14 protein-coding genes are annotated in these 15,902 nt (G+C 67.3%); 4 read left to right on the top strand and 10 right to left on the bottom strand.

The annotated features are described in order from the left end of the window. From lpxA to Q1A36_RS03095, 6 genes are all read right to left on the bottom strand, one after another. Nucleotides 1-789 carry an acyl-ACP--UDP-N-acetylglucosamine O-acyltransferase gene (lpxA, locus tag Q1A36_RS03070; protein WP_299839609.1) on the bottom strand — a complete coding sequence of 263 codons (789 nt, stop codon included), beginning with the start codon at nt 787-789 and terminating at the stop codon, nt 1-3. Further along, a complete protein-coding gene (fabZ, locus tag Q1A36_RS03075) occupies nt 782-1,261 on the bottom strand; it encodes a 3-hydroxyacyl-ACP dehydratase FabZ (protein WP_299839612.1) in 480 nt (159 codons plus the stop codon). The genes lpxA and fabZ overlap by 8 nt, the downstream gene beginning before the upstream one ends. Before the next feature lie 69 nt (nt 1,262-1,330). After that, the gene (locus Q1A36_RS03080; protein WP_299839615.1) at nt 1,331-3,439 is read right to left on the bottom strand and encodes a hypothetical protein; all 2,109 of its coding nucleotides are present in this window, start codon (nt 3,437-3,439) and stop codon (nt 1,331-1,333) included. Then, nucleotides 3,436-6,216, bottom strand: coding sequence for a DUF4159 domain-containing protein (locus Q1A36_RS03085; protein WP_299839618.1), 2,781 nt, complete (start codon nt 6,214-6,216; stop codon nt 3,436-3,438). The genes Q1A36_RS03080 and Q1A36_RS03085 overlap by 4 nt, the downstream gene beginning before the upstream one ends. Nucleotides 6,217-6,219: 3 nt before the next feature. Next, on the bottom strand, nt 6,220-7,089 hold the full coding sequence (locus Q1A36_RS03090) for a DUF58 domain-containing protein (RefSeq protein WP_299839621.1): 870 nt from the start codon (nt 7,087-7,089) through the stop codon (nt 6,220-6,222). Then, nucleotides 7,086-8,093, bottom strand: a complete 1,008-nt coding sequence (locus Q1A36_RS03095) for a MoxR family ATPase (protein ID WP_299839624.1) — start codon at nt 8,091-8,093, stop codon at nt 7,086-7,088. Before Q1A36_RS03095 ends, Q1A36_RS03090 begins: the two co-directional genes overlap by 4 nt. 63 nt (nt 8,094-8,156) lie before the next feature. Between Q1A36_RS03095 and Q1A36_RS03100 the strand changes: the two genes are divergently transcribed. From Q1A36_RS03100 to typA, 3 genes are all read left to right on the top strand, one after another. Further along, a complete protein-coding gene (locus Q1A36_RS03100) occupies nt 8,157-8,714 on the top strand; it encodes a DUF1285 domain-containing protein (protein WP_299839627.1) in 558 nt (185 codons plus the stop codon). A gap of 15 nt (nt 8,715-8,729) precedes the next feature. Beyond that, the gene (locus tag Q1A36_RS03105; RefSeq protein WP_299839630.1) at nt 8,730-9,497 is read left to right on the top strand and encodes a TIM barrel protein; all 768 of its coding nucleotides are present in this window, start codon (nt 8,730-8,732) and stop codon (nt 9,495-9,497) included. Nucleotides 9,498-10,052: 555 nt separating this feature from the next. Beyond that, nucleotides 10,053-11,873, top strand: coding sequence for a translational GTPase TypA (gene typA / locus Q1A36_RS03110; RefSeq protein WP_101751702.1), 1,821 nt, complete (start codon nt 10,053-10,055; stop codon nt 11,871-11,873). On the opposite strand, the gene Q1A36_RS03115 is transcribed toward typA, so the two are convergent. After that, entirely contained in the window at nt 11,857-12,066 is a 210-nt protein-coding gene (locus tag Q1A36_RS03115; RefSeq protein WP_299839634.1) for a hypothetical protein, read from the bottom strand. The genes typA and Q1A36_RS03115 overlap by 17 nt on opposite strands. Here Q1A36_RS03115 and Q1A36_RS03120 point away from each other — a divergent pair. Beyond that, nucleotides 12,052-12,726: a TetR-like C-terminal domain-containing protein gene (locus Q1A36_RS03120; protein ID WP_299839637.1), complete on the top strand. Its 675-nt coding sequence runs from the start codon at nt 12,052-12,054 to the stop codon at nt 12,724-12,726. The two genes, Q1A36_RS03115 and Q1A36_RS03120, sit on opposite strands and share 15 nt — an antisense overlap. Here the strand turns inward: Q1A36_RS03120 and purU are convergent. The 3 genes from purU to Q1A36_RS03135 form a co-directional block, all read right to left on the bottom strand. Further along, nucleotides 12,723-13,607 (bottom strand): formyltetrahydrofolate deformylase, encoded by an 885-nt coding sequence (purU, locus tag Q1A36_RS03125; RefSeq protein WP_299839640.1) that lies wholly within the window; start codon nt 13,605-13,607, stop codon nt 12,723-12,725. The genes Q1A36_RS03120 and purU overlap by 4 nt on opposite strands. Before the next feature lie 106 nt (nt 13,608-13,713). Further along, a complete protein-coding gene (locus Q1A36_RS03130) occupies nt 13,714-14,037 on the bottom strand; it encodes a 2Fe-2S iron-sulfur cluster-binding protein (RefSeq protein ID WP_101751705.1) in 324 nt (107 codons plus the stop codon). A gap of 130 nt (nt 14,038-14,167) precedes the next feature. Beyond that, a complete protein-coding gene (locus Q1A36_RS03135) occupies nt 14,168-15,745 on the bottom strand; it encodes a Do family serine endopeptidase (RefSeq protein ID WP_299839648.1) in 1,578 nt (525 codons plus the stop codon). Nucleotides 15,746-15,902 lie beyond the last annotated feature (157 nt).

A 15,902-nucleotide genomic window follows, 5' to 3' on the forward strand; every position in this document is an offset into this window, starting at 1 on the left:
TCAGTCATGCGCCCTGGGCGTCAGGAAGCTGCGATCCGAGGGGCCGAGGATGAAATCCAGCACCTCGCGCTCCATCCCGGTCGCTGCCTCGATCCGCGCCCGCGCGGTGTCGCGGAACGAGCCCTTGCCCAGATCGCCCAGCATCTCGCGCAAGGCGGCGATCTCGGCCCGGCTGGCGCCACGACGCTTCAGCCCGACGAGGTTCAGCCCGTCCAGATGACCGCGCGGCCCCTGCACCAGCCCGAAGGGAATGACATCTGCCGTGACCATCGTCACCGCGCCGATCATCGCGCCGCGACCGATGCGCACGAATTGATGCACGCCCGACAGCCCGCCGACGATCACGTCATCCTCCAGCACGCAATGGCCGGCGATGGCGACATTGTTCACCAGGATCACCCGGTTGCCGATCTGGCAGTCATGGGCGACATGGCTGCCCGCCATGAAGAGGCCGTCATCGCCCACACGGGTCAGCCCGCCGCCGCCCTCGGTGCCGGGGTTCATCGTCACATATTCGCGGATGCGGTTGCGCGCGCCGATTTCCAGCGCGGCGCGCTCGCCCTTGAATTTCAGGTCCTGCGGGATCTCGCCGATGCAGGCGAAGGGAAAGATCACCGTCTCCTCGCCGACCGAGGTTTCCCCGGTGACGACGACATGCGATTTCAGCGTGACGCCGCGCGCCAGCCGCACCTGCGGCCCGACCACGCAGAAGGGTCCGATCTGGCAATCCTCGGCAATCGCCGCCCCCGGCTCGATCACCGCCGAGGGGTGGATGACAGGGTCAGCCATCCGATTTCAGATCCATCATCGCGGTGAACTCGGCCTGCGCGGCCAATTGCCCCTCGACAAAGGCCTTGCCCTCGAATTTCCAGATCTTGCCGCCCGGACGCTTCACCGTGACATGCAGCTCCAGCACGTCGCCCGGCACCACCATGCGGCGGAACTTGCAGGCGTCGATGCCCATGAAATAGGTCGACAGCGGCTTGTCGATCACGTCGAGGCTGATCCCCACCACCACGGCCGAGGTCTGCGCCATCGCCTCGATGATGGTCACGCCGGGCATGATCGGCTGGCCGGGGAAATGGCCCTCGAAATGCGGTTCGTTGCAGGTCACGTTCTTGATGCCCACCGCGCTTTCAAAGGGCACGATGTCGCGCACCTTGTCGATGAACAGGAACGGATAGCGGTGCGGGATGATCCGCTTGATGAGGCTAAGATCGGCCTCGGTATAGGGGGCGGGGTTGCGGGTTGCCTCTGCCATGATCTGTCCCTTCAGCGGTTTCGAACGGGGTTAGCAACGGGCCGACGGCTTGGCAAGCTTATCGCGCGCTCACCTTGCGGTGCCGCGCCGCCCCTCGGTCAGCCAGCCGGTCAGGATCAGCCCGCCGATCAGCAAAAGCCAGGCCCATCCGGGCAGGATCGGGCGGCGCGACAAGCCGGTGACGGTGGCGGCCTCGCGCGGGGTGACGCCGATCCAGCTGCCGGTGACGCCCTCGCCGCTGGCGGGCCGGCCCATGCGGACCGCGCGCAGGTCGGGAATGCCGTCCGAGAGGTTCATGACCGCGCCGCCCGTTGCCTCGGACAAGGGCGCAAGCCGCGCGTCGCTGGCCACGGTTTCCTCGAATTCCTTCGGTGCCGAGGGACCCAGCACGATGACCCGGGTGATCTCGCCATCGCTCAGCCGGTAAAGCCCCGGTCCCGGCGCCTGCCAGTCTGCCGTCCAGCGGCCCGGCCCGGTTTCGGCCAGATCGACGCTGGTCTCGCTGCCATCGGGGCTGGTCAGGGTGATCGGCCCGGCGGTTTCGGCCATGGTGCGGCGGGTGATGCGCAGCCCAAGGCCGGGAAGCTGGTCGGCCAACAGCGCCTCTTCCTCGAGATCGGGTTCCTTCATCGACCAATGGGCGATGCGGCGCAGCAGTTCCAGTTGTGGCCCACCACCCTCGAAGCCGCGCCCCCAGAGCCAGACCTGATCGCTGGTCAGCATAGCCACCCGGCCCTTGTCCACCCGGTCCATGATGAGGAGCGGCTGGTCATCCTCGCCGGTCATCACCACCTCGCCGCGATCGGGCACGACCTCGGCCATGCGCAGCCAGCGGCCCCAGTCGCTGTCCGCGCGGGTGCCATCGGCGGCGGGTGCGCCGGGCAGTCCGGCAGTGACCGGATGGCGGCGACCGGCCTCGGTCAGGTGCGGGCGGAAGGGCTGTTCGATGATCCGCCCGGTGGGGCGCGCGGGCAGGATTTCGCCCAGAGGCGAGAGGTTCAGGCTTTCGACGCTGGCCATTTCCGGCCCCGCCGAGACCAGCACCGCGCCGCCCTCGCGGACATAGCGGGCGACATTGCGGTAATAATCCGGCGGCAGGATGCCCCGCACCCGATAGCGGTCGAAGATGATCAGGTCGAAATCGTCGATCCGTTCCAGAAACAGCTCGCGCGTCGGAAAGGCGATCAGCGACAGCTGGTTGACCGGCACGCCATCGGATTTGTCGGGCGGACGCAGGATGGTGAAATGGATCAGGTCCACCGCCGCGTCGGATTTCAACAGGTTCCGCCAGGTCCGCTCGCCGGCATGAGGCTCGCCCGAGATGAGCAGCACCCGCAGACGGTCGCGGACGCCGGTGATGGTCACGGCGCTGGCATTGTTGCGGTCGGTCAACTCGCCCGCGCCATCGCCGCCGGGCGGGTCGAAAGCCAGCTGGATGACGTTCTGGCCGGCATGGTCGGGCGTCACCGGCAGTTCCAGCGACACGCCGGGCGGCACCGCATAGACCTGTTCCGGCCCGCCATCGAGACTGATGCGCAGGTTGGTCGACTGGCCGATGATCGGCTCGGGCACCGCACCCTGATCCTCGATCCTCAGGCGGATGCGCACCTCCTCGCCCACCAGCCCAAAGGCCGGGGCCTCCTCGATCACCAAGCGGCGGTCCCAGTCCTCGGGGTTGCCGGTCAGCAGCGTGTGGACCGGCGCGGAAGCGCCCGCCGGGATCATCGAGGGGTCATGCGCCTGACCGTCGGTCACGCTGATGATACCGGCGATGCGGCTGTCGGGCTCGGCGGCAATGGCGCGGGTCAGCGCGGTGCCGATCAGGCTGCCATCGGGATCATCGCCCACCGTCACCCGGCGCAGCTCGGTATTCGGCAGGTCCGAGATCTGCCGGGTCAGCGCCTCGATCGCTGCATCGGTCTGCGCCTCGCGCCCCGGCAGGGTCTGGCTGGCGCTGCGGTCATCCAGAAGGATCACGATGTCCGACAGCCCAGCCCGCGCCCCGATCTCCAGCGCCGGCCCGGCCAGTGCCGCCGCCGCCGCGAGGCCGGCCAGCCCGCGCCAGGCCCAGCCCCGAAGGCCGCGCCACAGCGCGAAACCCGCGATCAGCAGCGCCAGCGCCGCCAGCGCGTAGATCGCCCATAGGGGCAGCATCGGGTCAAAACGCAGCGCGGTCACGGCATCACCTCTTCGGCGCGCAGCCGTTCGAGCAGCGCCGGCACATGCACCTGGTCGGATTTGTAATTGCCGGTCAGCACATACATGATCAGGTTGATGCCAAAGCGGAAGGCCATCTCGCGCTGTTCCTCGCCCTCGTAACCGCGCCCGACCGGAAAGCGTGGCATCCCCGCCTCGTCCACCGCCCAGGCCTCGGCCCAGCTGTTTGCGCCGATGACCACCGGCGTCACCCCGTCATTCAGGTTGCGGAAGGGCACGCCCTCGGCCGCTTCGGCCCCGGCGGGCGGAGCCTCGACCCAGACCGTTCGGCCTGACCAACGGCCGGGGAAATCCTCGAGCAGGTAGAAGGCTCGGGTCAGGACGTGATCCTCGGGCACCGGGGCCAGTGGCGGGATCTCCAAGGGCGCGGCGAGGGTCTGCAAGGTGGCGCTCATATCTGGACCGCCGAGACCTGCCAGATCGCCGTCGCGCGTGTCGAAGAGGATCATGCCGCCCGAGCGCAGGAAATGGTTCAGCCGCAGATAGGCCATGGCCGAGGGCAAGGGCTGGCTGTCGGTGACTGGCCAGTAGAGAAAGGTCAGCATCGACAGGTCGTCGGTATCCAGATCGATCCCCACCGGCTCGCCCGGTTCGACCGAACTGCGATAGGTGAGCGCGCGCGACAGGCCCTCGAGGCCCTGTTCCGAGATCTGGTCCACCTCGGCATCGCCGGTGATGACATAGGCCAGCGCCACCTCGTTGGCGGCGCGCAGCAGTTCGGGATTGACGATCTCGTCGGTTGGCGGGGTCTGCTGCGCCTGCGCACCGTCCTGCGGCAGGGCCATCATCAGCGTCGCCAGCAGTCCCGCCGCCGCCATCCGCCGTCCGCCCCGTCCCAGCAGGGCCGAGCCGAGCGCATCGAGCGCCAGAAGCAGCGCCGCCGCCGCGATCAGCCAGCCGGTCAGGTCACGCCCCGGCACCTCGCCGACGCTTTCGACCGTCGCGCCCGGCCAGTCGGCACGAACCATCGCCGCCCCGGCATTCAGCGCCTGCCGCCGCTCGCCCGCGGCATAGATGCCGGCGGGCTGGCCCGGCCCCGGACCCTCGGCCAGATCCTCGGCGGCGACCGGGGCCAGATCGCCCGGCCCCTCGGCCGTTCCAAACCCGTCCAGCACCGATTCCGGCGTCCAGAAGGGCTGTTCGCGGTCCTCGGTCGTCTGGTTCGCGGTGTCGCTGGTCCGCGCCGTGGCGACCAGCCGGTCCAGCATGGCGACGAACAGGCCCGAGAGCGGCAGGTTCGACCAGTCGGCATTGGCGGTCACATGGACGAGCACCACCTGCCCCTGTCCCAGACCCGACCGGGTGATCAGCGGCGTGTTGTCGGACAGCGCGGCAATGGTGCGCTCGGCCAGTTCCGGCGCGGGCTGCGCCATCAGTTGCGCCCGGATCGCCACTTCCTCGGGCGCGGTCAGACCCGAGAAAAGCCCGTCGGCGGCAAAAGGTGCCAGCCCGCGCGGATCGCCCCAGCTGAGCGCGCCGCCGATATCGCGCCCGCCCGGACGAAGGCGCACGGGCAACAGCGGTTCTTCGGGCAGGTTTTCGTAAGCCGCCATGCGCGGTCCGGCAAAGCGGATCAGCAAGCCGCCCTTGTCCACCCACTCGGTCAGCATCGGAACCTCGTCCTGCAGCAGCTGATCGGCGAGGATGATGACATCCGGCGCGGTATCCAGCACATCGCCAAGCCCGCCCTCGACCAGATCGGTCGTCGGCGCCAGCGCGCGGCGCAGGTAATGCAGCGGCGACAGAAGTTGCTGCCCCTCGGCCGATCGGTCGGCATCGCCCACCAGCCCGACCTTGTGGCGGCGCACCCGGTCATCGGCCAGCACCACCGCACCGGCATGGGTCTGGCCCTCGATCTGGAAGCGGGTGATGCGGTTGCGCAGTTCCGGCGGCAAGTCGATGGCGACGGGACGCGTGATCGCACCGCCCTCGCCCGTCACCGCCTCGCCCGGGGTCAGCCGCGCCAGCTCGCGCGGCGTGCCCTGCGGGTCGGGACCGATGGCGAGGATCGCCGGCGCCTCATCGTCAAAGCCGTGCAGCGTCAGCGAGGGCGTGTCGCCCGCGTGCAGGGTCAGCGCGCGCAGGGGCTGGACCGGCGGCAGCACCGTCACCGATCCGCGCGCGGTCAGTTCCGCCAGCCATGCCGCTCGGGTCGGATGATCGAGCCCGTCGCTGATCCAGAGCGTGTCCAGTGTTCCCTCGGGCTGGTCGGCCAGCGTCGCCGCAGGGTCTTCGGGCAGGCGGCTCGACCACGGGGCGGGCAGCGCCGCACGCAACCGTGCCTGCAACTCAGCGGCCGGGCTGAAGGCCAGCGCGCCGGTCTGCCGGCCATCCGCCATCAGCAGCGCCGCCGGACGGCCATCGCCGGCGGCATCCTGAAGCGCACGCTCGGCCCGCGCCTGACGCTCGGCCCAGCCCGGCGCAGCAGACCATCCGGCATCCATGATGACCAGCAGCGGGCCATCGCCCGTGGCGCGCAGCACCGGTTTCCAGACCGGCCCGGCAAAGGCGATGATCAGCAGCGCCATGGCCAGCAGGCGCAGCAGCAACAGCCACCAGGGTGTGCGCCGCGCCACCGGCACCGGGTCGCGCAGGCCCAGAAGCAGGTCGACGCCGGGGAAATCCTGCAGACGCGGTGCGGGCGGCATGGCGCGCAGGATGATCCACAGGACCGGCAGCACCGCCAGCGCCGCAAGGATCCAGGGCGTCGCAAAGCCAAGGGGGCCAAGGATCAGCACCGATCAGCCCCCCAGAACCTGATAGAGCCACATCAGCGCCGCTGCCGGCGGTGTCGCCGTGTCATGCGTGCCGAAATGCCAGCCCGCGCCTTGCGCGCCTCGGGTCAGCAAATCACGCCGCTCGGCCAGCCGATCCAGATAGGCGGCGCGCAGGCCCGCCGCATCGCGGGTGTCATGGCTGACGCGGCCGCTGACCGAACGGAACAGCACCGCGCCATCGAAGGGAAAGACCTCTTCATCCGGGTCGAGCACCTGCAGCAGCGCTCCCGAGACGCCAAGCGCCGCCGCCCGCGCGAGGTAATCGCTGACCCATCCGGGATCACCGAGGAAGTCGGAAATCAGCACCACCCGCTGGTTGGGGCGCAGCGCGGTCAGTGGCGGCTGGTCGGCATCGGTGCCGGCCTCGGCCTGCATCGCCAAGCCCTGCGCCAGCCTGTCGGTCTGCAACCGGCCCGCGCGCGGAGGCTGGCCGGCCAGACCCACACGCTCGCCCCCGCGCAACAGCACCATGCCAAGCGCCAATGCCAGCAGACGCGCGCGGTCGCGCTTGGTCGGGCGGCTGGCGGCGCCGCGATAGCCCATGCCCTGCCCGGCGCTGGCCCAGATCACCGCCGCCTCCGCCGATTGCGCCTCGCGGTCGCGGACGAATTGCGCGTCCGAACGCGCGCTGCGCCGCCAGTCGATGCTGCGGGCGGTGTCGCCCTCGCGCGCGGGGCGGTATTGCCAGAAATCCTCGCCCGGACCGCTGCGCCGCAGGCCATGCGCCCCGGGCGCGATCAGCGCGGCCAGACGCTCGGCCGAGAGGACCAGCGCCGGCAGGCCGCCGGATTCGGCCTCGGCCCTTGCGCGAAGATCGGCGGCGTCCGTGCTCACGCGGCCCTCGTCTGACCCGACCGTTCATCCAGCAGACGCAGGATCGCGCCATCCACCGTCTCGCCCCGCGCCCGTGCGGCAAAGGACAGTGCCATGCGGTGACGCATGACCGGCGCGGCCAGCGCCTCGACATCTTCCAGCGTCGGCGCGAAACGGCCATGCAGGGCGGCACGCGCCCGCGTGACCAGCATCAGCGCCTGCGCCGCGCGCGGACCCGGACCCCAGATCAGGCTGTCGGCGACCCAGCCCGCCGCCTCGGGCGCGCCGGGACGGGCCGAACGGACAAGCGACAAAATGGCCTCGACCACGCTTTCGCCCACCGGCATCTGCCGGATCAGCCGCTGCGCGGCGATCAGCGCCTCGGGATCGAAGGCGGCATGGGCCTCGCCCTGCTCTACCCCGGTGGTGGCCAGAAGGATGTCGCGCTCGGTGTCGCGGTCGGGGTAATCCACGTCGATCTGCAACAGGAAGCGGTCCAGCTGCGCCTCGGGCAGCGGATAGGTGCCCTCCTGCTCGATCGGGTTCTGGGTGGCCAGCACATGGAAGGGCCGGCCAAGCGGGCGGTGCTGGCCGCCGATGGTGACCTCATGCTCCTGCATCGCCTGCAGCAGCGCCGATTGCGTCCGCGGGCTGGCGCGGTTGATCTCGTCCGCCATCAGCAGCTGGGTAAAGACCGGGCCTTCGATAAAGCGGAACTCGCGCCGGCCATCGGCGGTCATGTCCAGCACCTCGGAGCCGAGGATATCGGCGGGCATCAGGTCGGGAGTGAACTGGATGCGCTGCGTGCCAAGGCCCATCACCGTGCCAAGCGTCTCGACCAGCATGGTCTTGCCCAGACCGGGCTGGCCGACCAGAAGCGCGTGACCGCCCGACAGGATCGCGGCCAGCACCTGCTCGACCACGGCATGCTGGCCGACAAAGCGCCGCTCGATGCTGGCGCGCGCGCGCTTCAACGCATCGCCAAGCGCCTCGACATCCGCCACCAGTTTTTCGTCCGAACCCATGACAACGCCTCATTTGTGCTTTAGACCGACCATAGATAACAGAAGTTCGGGCGACCATATCGAATGGCAGATGAGACTGACAATCGCGTGAGCGCAAGTCCGAGCGCCGAGGGTATCGCGGCGGCTGCCAGCAAGGCGGGCAAGACCGGCCTGCCGCCGGTGCATCTGTGGAACCCGCCCTTCTGTGGCGATCTGGACATGCGCATCAAGGCCGACGGGACCTGGTTCTACCAGGGAACGCCGATTGGCCGGCCCGCGATGGTGCGGCTGTTCTCGACCGTCCTGAAGCGCGAGGGTGACAAGTATTTCCTCGTCACCCCGGTCGAGAAGGTCGGCATCGTGGTCGAGGATGCGCCCTTCATCGCCGTGGATGCCGAGATCGCCCCTGACCGCATCACCTTTACCACCAATGTCGGCGACGAGGTGGTGGCGGATGCCCAGAACCCGATCATCCTGCGCGGAGATGCGCAGGAGCCGCGCCCCTATGTGCATGTGCGCCGGGGGCTCGAGGCGCTGATCGACCGCAAGACCTTCTACCGGCTGGCGGCGGCGGCGGATGAGGGCCCCCAGGGCAAGGTGGGGGTGCGCTCTTCTGGCCAATTCTTCCCGCTGGAATTCTAGGCTAATCCTGCCTTCATGCTGAAGTTCGCTGCCAACCTGACCATGCTCTTCACCGAGCGCCCGCTGCTGCAACGCTTCGAGGCGGCGGCGCAAGCGGGCTTCACCGGTGTCGAGGTGCTGTTCCCCTATGACCTTGCCGCCAAGGAGCTGGTTCAGGCCACACGGGCGAACGGGCTGCAATTCGTGCTTCTGAACGCACCGCCGCCCAGCTGGACGGGCGGCGCACGCGGCTTTGCCGCCGATCCTTCGCTGGTCGGCCGGTTCCGGGCCGATTTCGACCGCGCCCTGCGCTTTGGCCGGGCACTGGGGACCGAGCATATCCACATCATGTCCGGCGTGGCAGAGGGGGCCGCGGCGCGCGAGACGCTGATCGGCAATCTGGCTTGGGCCACGGCGCGGGCACCCCAGACCAGCCTGACCATCGAGCCACTGAACGGCACCGACATGCCGGGCTATTTCCTGAACGACTTCGACCTCGCTGCCGAGATCATCGCGGCGGTCGGCGCGCCCAACCTGGGGCTGCAATTCGACAGCTACCATGCCCACCGGATCACCGGCGACGTGGCGGGCTGCTGGCAGCGCCACCGCGCGCTGGTGCGCCATGTCCAGATCGGCGGCGCGCCGACCCGCTGCGAGCCGGACAAGGGCGAGAACGACCATGCCGCATTCCTGAAGCAGTTGCTGGCCGACAATTACACCGGTTGGGTCAGCGCCGAATACAAGCCGGCCGGGACAACCGAGGCGGGATTGGGCTGGCTCGGCAAGGCAAATCGGGCGCGCTGATCGGTATTCCCTCTGCCTGTCGGGAACCATGCGCCTTTTCAATTCGTTGCATGACCAGAAGGGCGTCGGGCGCTGACCTGCCAGACGTTGCAGCCATCAACGGAGGAAGCGGATGCATTCCATCATCTATATCGTCGGTCTCGTCGTCGTCGTTCTGGCCGTCATCTCGTTCGTGTCGTAACCGCGACCGGAACCAGGGACAGAGGCTATGAACTCGATCATCTACATCATCGGCCTCGTGGTCGTCGTGCTGTTCATCCTGTCCATGCTCGGACTGCGCTGAACCACGGCCGCCGAGGCTATCGCGATGCGCGGCCCTGTCATCGACAGGGCCGCGTTTTCTGTATGACGAAAGCGCGCGCGTCTGGATGACCCCACGGCGGCAATCGCGGCCCTTGCCAAGTCTGGCGATGACCGCCATATGCCCGTCACTCTCTCGCGATTGATCAGCGAAGGGCGGCGCGTTCCGGCCGGCCCTTTGTCCTGTGAATTTCGATCTGGCTTTTCCCTGCCCAATTCGCTAGGGCGGCCCCGCATACTGAAGGACGCGCCCCAATGGATATCCGCAACATCGCCATCATCGCCCATGTCGACCATGGCAAGACCACGCTGGTGGATGAACTGCTGAAGCAGTCCGGGGCCTTCCGCGAGAACCAGGCGACCGCCGAGCGCATGATGGACAGCAACGACATCGAGCGCGAACGGGGCATCACCATCCTTGCCAAGGCCACCTCGGTCGAGTGGAAGGGCACGCGCATCAACATCGTCGACACCCCGGGCCACGCCGATTTCGGCGGCGAGGTCGAGCGCATCCTGTCGATGGTGGATGGCGTCTGCCTGCTGGTCGATGCCGCCGAAGGCCCGATGCCGCAGACCAAGTTCGTGACCTCGAAGGCGCTGGCGCTGGGGCTGAAGCCGATCGTGGTGCTGAACAAGGTCGACAAGCCGGCGGCCGAGCCCGATGACGCGCTGAACGATGTCTTCGACCTGTTCGCCAACCTCGGCGCCACCGACGAACAGCTGGATTTCCCCCATCTCTATGCCTCGGGCATCGGGGGCTGGGCCGACGAGTCGCTGGACGGCCCGCGCAAGGACATGTCGGCGCTGTTCGACATGGTGTTGCGCCATGTCGAGCCGCCCAAGCAGATCGCCCGCAAGGACGAGCCGTTCCAGATGCTGGCCACCACGCTTGGCGCCGACAACTTCGTCGGCCGCCTGCTGACCGGCCGGGTCGAGGCCGGCCGTGCGAAAGCCGGTGACACGATCAAGGCGCTGGCCCGCGACGGCGAGCGGATCGAGCAGTTCCGCATCTCGAAGGTCATGGCCTTCCGCGGGCTGACCCAGACCGCCATCGACGTGGCCGAGGCCGGTGACATCGTCACCATCGCCGGCATGGCCAAGGCCACCGTGGCCGATACCCTCTGCGCCCCCGAGATCGATACCGCCCTGCCGGCGCAGCCGATCGATCCGCCCACCATCAGCGTCACCTTTGGCATCAATGACAGCCCGCTGGCCGGTCAGGATGGCAAGAAGGTGCAGTCCCGCGTCATCCGCGAGCGGCTGATGAAAGAGGCCGAATCGAACGTCGCCATCAAGATCGAGGACACGCCGGGCGGCGATGCGTTCATCGTCTCGGGCCGGGGCGAATTGCAGATGGGCGTGCTGATCGAGAACATGCGCCGCGAAGGCTTCGAGCTGTCGATCTCGCGTCCCCGCGTCATCTTCCGCGAGGAGAACGGCGAGCGGCTGGAGCCGATCGAAGAGGTCATCATCGATGTCGATGACGAGTATACCGGCGTGGTCATCGAGAAGCTGACCGGCGACCGCAAGGGCGACATGGTCGACATGCGCCCCGCCGGCCATGGCAAGACCCGGATCGTCGCCCATGTGCCCTCGCGCGGGCTGATCGGCTATCACGGCGAATTCATGACCGACACCCGCGGCAACGGCGTGCTGAACCGCATCTTCCATGGCTGGGCCCCTTACAAAGGCGCCATCCAGGGCCGCCGCCAGGGCGTGCTGATCTCGATGGAGAACGGCGTCTCGGTGGCCTATGCGCTGTGGAACCTCGAAGAGCGCGGCAAGATGTTCATCGGCGCGCAGGAACAGATCTATACCGGCATGATCATCGGCGAGCACAGCCGCGACAACGACCTGGAAGTGAATCCGCTGAAGGGCAAGAAACTGACCAACGTTCGCGCCTCGGGCACGGACGAGGCGGTGCGCCTGACGCCCCCGGTCCGCATGTCGCTGGAAGAGGCGATTGCCTATATCGACGACGACGAACTGGTCGAAGTGACGCCCCGGAATATCCGTCTCAGGAAGCGATTCCTTGACCCGCACGAGCGGAAACGTCAGGCTAGAACTGATTCTTGAGATTGCGTTCAGCGGTTTCGCATAGCGGCTTGATTTGTCTGAATAGCCTGCGCACTGATTGCAATTTCCAATTGAATCTGGCCATTGAATTGCCCGATTCGGTTGCAAAAACACCGAGTTGCGCCAGCGGCGCGTTTTTCGCTCTGCGTTCATTCGCAGCGGTGCTAATCTCTGCTGCATGAAGGTTCGTCATCCGCCAGTTCCACCCCGCCCGGGACCGGGTCTGCATGACAGCGTCTCGATGGCGCTGCTCGAGATGATTGCCGAGCATCGGCCGTCCTTCCCCGAGATCCCCGAGATCGCCCTGCGCGCCGGACAGGACGAGGAAGCGGTGCGGGCGGTCTTCGATTCGGTGCAGGATATCCTCGACACGCTGGCCGAACAGGGGCTGATGAAGCTCTTCGATGTCAGCCTGCGCACCGTGACCCAGGCGCCGCCCGACGACCCGATCGCGCAGTTCCGTGCGCTCGGAACGGCCTACCTGAACTGGGCAATCGAGAACCCGGCCCAGTTCCGCCTTCTTCAGCACAGCAAGCTGGTCGATCTCGAGGCCAATGAAAATCTCGCCCGCTATGTCCGGGCAATGCACGACACCATGCTGCGGCTTCTGGCCAATGCCCAGGACGCCGGTCAGATCGAACGGTCGACGAACATCCACTCGATCCTGGTCAGCGGTCGATGCCTGTTGTTCGGCCTCGCCCGCATGGCCATCGACGGCAACATGACCGCCTGGCATCCGGGTCTGAACCCGGCCGATGCCGCGCACCAGGCCTTCAGCGATTACATGGACTCGATGGCCGCTGCCGGCAACAACCTCACCGGCAGCCTGAAACCCCAGCGGATCGAGGCTTAGCCCATCCGCTCCGAGGCATAGCCGCCGGGGCTGGCCGGGAAGACGACCGTCTTGCCGGCATTCAGGAACACCCGGTGATGAATATGCGCATGGATGGCACGGGCCAGAACCTGCGCCTCGACGTCGCGGCCAAGGGTGACGTAATCGGCAGCAGACTGCGCATGGGTCACACGCACCGTGTCCTGCTCGATGATCGGGCCCTCGTCCAGATCGGCGGTCACGTAATGCGCCGTCGCCCCGATCAGCTTCACCCCGCGCTCGAAGGCCTGCTTGTAGGGGTTGGCCCCTTTGAAGCTGGGCAGGAAGCTGTGATGGATGTTGATGATCCGCCCCGACATCCTCTGGCAAAGCGCATCCGACAGCACCTGCATGTAACGCGCCAGCACCACCAGATCGGCCCCGGTCTCTTCGACCAGCGCCAGCAGCCGAGCCTCGGCCTCGGGCTTGTTCGCCGGCGTCACCTTGATGTGGTGAAAGGGAATGTCGTGGTTCACCACCACCTTCTGATAGGTCATGTGGTTGCTGACCACGCCGACGATCTCGATCGGCAGCGCGCCGATCTGCCAGCGATACAGGAGGTCGTTCAGGCAATGGCCGAAATTCGACACCATCAGCAGGACCTTGGCCTTCACCGAGGGATCGTGGATCGCCCAGTCCAGCTCCATCGCCCCGGCAACTTCGGCGAAATCGGCGCGCAGCGTCTCGGCATCCGCGCCCTCTTCCGAACGGAAGCTGACGCGCATGAAGAACATGCCGTTCTCCATGTCATCGAACTGTGCCGCATCGGTGATGTTGCAGCCGTGATCGGCCAGGAAACCGGCGATGGCCGCGACGATGCCGCGACGCGAGGCACAGGTGACGGTCAGGACAAGTTCGGACATGGGGTCAAATCTCCGTTCGTTTCCCGAGCGTTACCCCGCCTTGCGGCCAAGCCCCGCCTTGCAGGCGACATTTTGCGCCAAAACGCGACCTCACCCGGATCGGCGTTCAGATCTGGCGCTCGGGCATCTGCACAACCAGCCCGTCCAGCGCGTCCGAGACCTTCAGCTGGCAGGTCAGGCGCGAACGTGCCGGATCGGGCTCATAGGCGAAATCCAGCATGTCCTCTTCCATCGGGTCCTTCGGCGGCAGTTTGTCGATCCAGGCCGCATCGACATAGACATGGCAGGTCGAGCAGGCGCAGGCGCCGCCGCAATCGGCCTCGATGCCGGGAATGCCATTGTCCCGCGCGCCTTCCATGACGGTCATGCCGGTCTTGACCTCGACCTCGTGGGCGGTGCCGTTGTGCTCGATATAGGTGATCTTGGCCATGTCGCTATCCTCACTGTCGCAGCCGGAAATAGGTCATCCGCCGCGCATTGAAAAGGGCGAGATAAAACCCGCCCTTTCACCTGGTTCAAATATCCCGGGGGTGTGGGGGCAGCGCCCCCACTTGCGGGCCTCAGCTGTCCTGGATCGGCAGTGCCACGAAGCGCGGCTCGCCGGCGCGACGGATCAGAAGCAGGATCGACTTGCGGCCCGCCTCGCGCGCGTCATTGACCTGGGTTTCCAGGTCCGAGACCGCGACCAGCGGCTGCTGGCCCGCCTCGACGATCACGTCACCGGCGGCCAGGCCCTTCTCGGCGGCGACGCCATCGGCGGCCACCTCGCGCACCACCAGACCATTCAGGTCCGGCGAGACGCCCAGTTCGGCGGCGATCTCGGGGGTCAGGGTCGACAGCGTCATGCCCATCATATCGCTGGCACCCGGGGCCTCCGACGTCACCGAGCTGGCACCGCCCTCGCCCTCGGCGAGTTCGCGGCGGCCAAGCGTCACCTGCTTGGTCATCCGCTCGCCGTTGCGCAGGATCACCACATCAACCGGCTCGCCCGCAGGCGAATCGGCAACGCGGCGCACCAGCGAGCGGGTGTCATCCACCGCGCCTCCGGCAAACTCGACGATCACGTCGCCGGCCTGCAATTCGGCCGCCTTGGCCGGGCCGTCCATCACCTCGGTGATCATCGCCCCCTTGGTGTCATCGCCGACACCAAGCGCCTCGGCCATGTCCGGGGTCACATCCTGGATGGTCACACCCAGCCAGCCACGGCGGGTCTCGCCGAATTGCTGCAGCTGGTTCACCACCTTGTCGACGACGTTCGAGGCCATCGAGAAGCCGATGCCGATCGAGCCGCCATTGGGCGACAGGATCGCGGTGTTCACGCCGATGACCTTGCCATCCATGTTGAACAGCGGCCCCCCCGAGTTGCCGCGGTTGATGGCGGCGTCGGTCTGCAGGTAGTCGTCATAGGTGCCCGACAGCTCGCGGTTCCGCGCAGAGACGATCCCGGTCGAGGCCGAGAAGCCCTGCCCCAGCGGGTTCCCCAGCGCCAGCACCCAGTCACCCATGCGGGCGGTGTCGGAATCGCCAAACTCGACGAAGGGCAGGTTCTGGTCATTGTCGACCTTCAGCAGCGCGATATCGGTCTTGGGATCGGTGCCGATCACCTTGGCCGGCAGGGTCTCGCCCGAATAGAACTCGATCTCGATCTCGTCGGCGCCGTCGATGACGTGGTTGTTCGTCACGATGAAGCCATCGGCCGAAATGACGAAGCCCGAACCGAGCGCGTTCGAGCGCTGCTGGCCGCGCGGTCCGCCGGGGGCACCCGGGCCGCCCTCGGGCATGCCGGGGAAGCCGAAATCACGGAAAAGGTCCGAGAAGGGGCTGCCTTCGGGGAAATTCGGGCCACCCTGGCCAAAGGTCGGCTGCGACACGACCGAGGTGGTGGTGATGTTGACAACCGCCGGGGCGACCCGCTCGACCAGGTCGGCAAAGCTGTCGGGCATCACCTGGCCGGGCACCTGGGCTTCGGGCGCGGTCAGCGGCTGGTTCTGGTTGGCGGCTTCCTGCGCCTGCTGCTGCGCCTCGGGCGAGATGTCCGAGGGCGCGGTCTCGACGGCCTGCTGCGCGCCCGCGACGCCCAGACCCAGCGACAGCGCGATGGCCGAGGCGGTCAGGAATTTCTTGGAACTCGACTTCATTCGAATGGTCCTCATGTTCTTTTTCGATGATCCGGCGGGCCTCCGGCGCGTCCTCGCGGCGGGCGTCAGGATCGGGTTGATATGACATGGATTTAGGGACGCGTTGCAAATAAACCACGCTCTCGGGCAGTGAACTGATCGTGACTTTTGTTACGAA

Origin of the sequence: uncultured Paracoccus sp., from assembly GCF_947487305.1 — a bacterium.
In the GTDB taxonomy this organism is placed as follows: domain Bacteria; phylum Pseudomonadota; class Alphaproteobacteria; order Rhodobacterales; family Rhodobacteraceae; genus Paracoccus.

Coding starts and splice junctions, on each gene's coding strand:
- Q1A36_RS03120 (WP_299839637.1), top strand. CDS start 12,052: ATGAAGGTTCGTCATCCGCCAGTTCCACCCCGCCCGGGACCGGGTCTG.
- fabZ (WP_299839612.1), bottom strand. CDS start 1,261: ATGGCAGAGGCAACCCGCAACCCCGCCCCCTATACCGAGGCCGATCTT.
- lpxA (WP_299839609.1), bottom strand. CDS start 789: ATGGCTGACCCTGTCATCCACCCCTCGGCGGTGATCGAGCCGGGGGCG.
- Q1A36_RS03095 (WP_299839624.1), bottom strand. CDS start 8,093: ATGGGTTCGGACGAAAAACTGGTGGCGGATGTCGAGGCGCTTGGCGAT.
- Q1A36_RS03135 (WP_299839648.1), bottom strand. CDS start 15,745: ATGAAGTCGAGTTCCAAGAAATTCCTGACCGCCTCGGCCATCGCGCTG.
- typA (WP_101751702.1), top strand. CDS start 10,053: ATGGATATCCGCAACATCGCCATCATCGCCCATGTCGACCATGGCAAG.
- Q1A36_RS03115 (WP_299839634.1), bottom strand. CDS start 12,066: ATGACGAACCTTCATGCAGCAGAGATTAGCACCGCTGCGAATGAACGC.
- Q1A36_RS03130 (WP_101751705.1), bottom strand. CDS start 14,037: ATGGCCAAGATCACCTATATCGAGCACAACGGCACCGCCCACGAGGTC.
- purU (WP_299839640.1), bottom strand. CDS start 13,607: ATGTCCGAACTTGTCCTGACCGTCACCTGTGCCTCGCGTCGCGGCATC.
- Q1A36_RS03100 (WP_299839627.1), top strand. CDS start 8,157: ATGGCAGATGAGACTGACAATCGCGTGAGCGCAAGTCCGAGCGCCGAG.
- Q1A36_RS03105 (WP_299839630.1), top strand. CDS start 8,730: ATGCTGAAGTTCGCTGCCAACCTGACCATGCTCTTCACCGAGCGCCCG.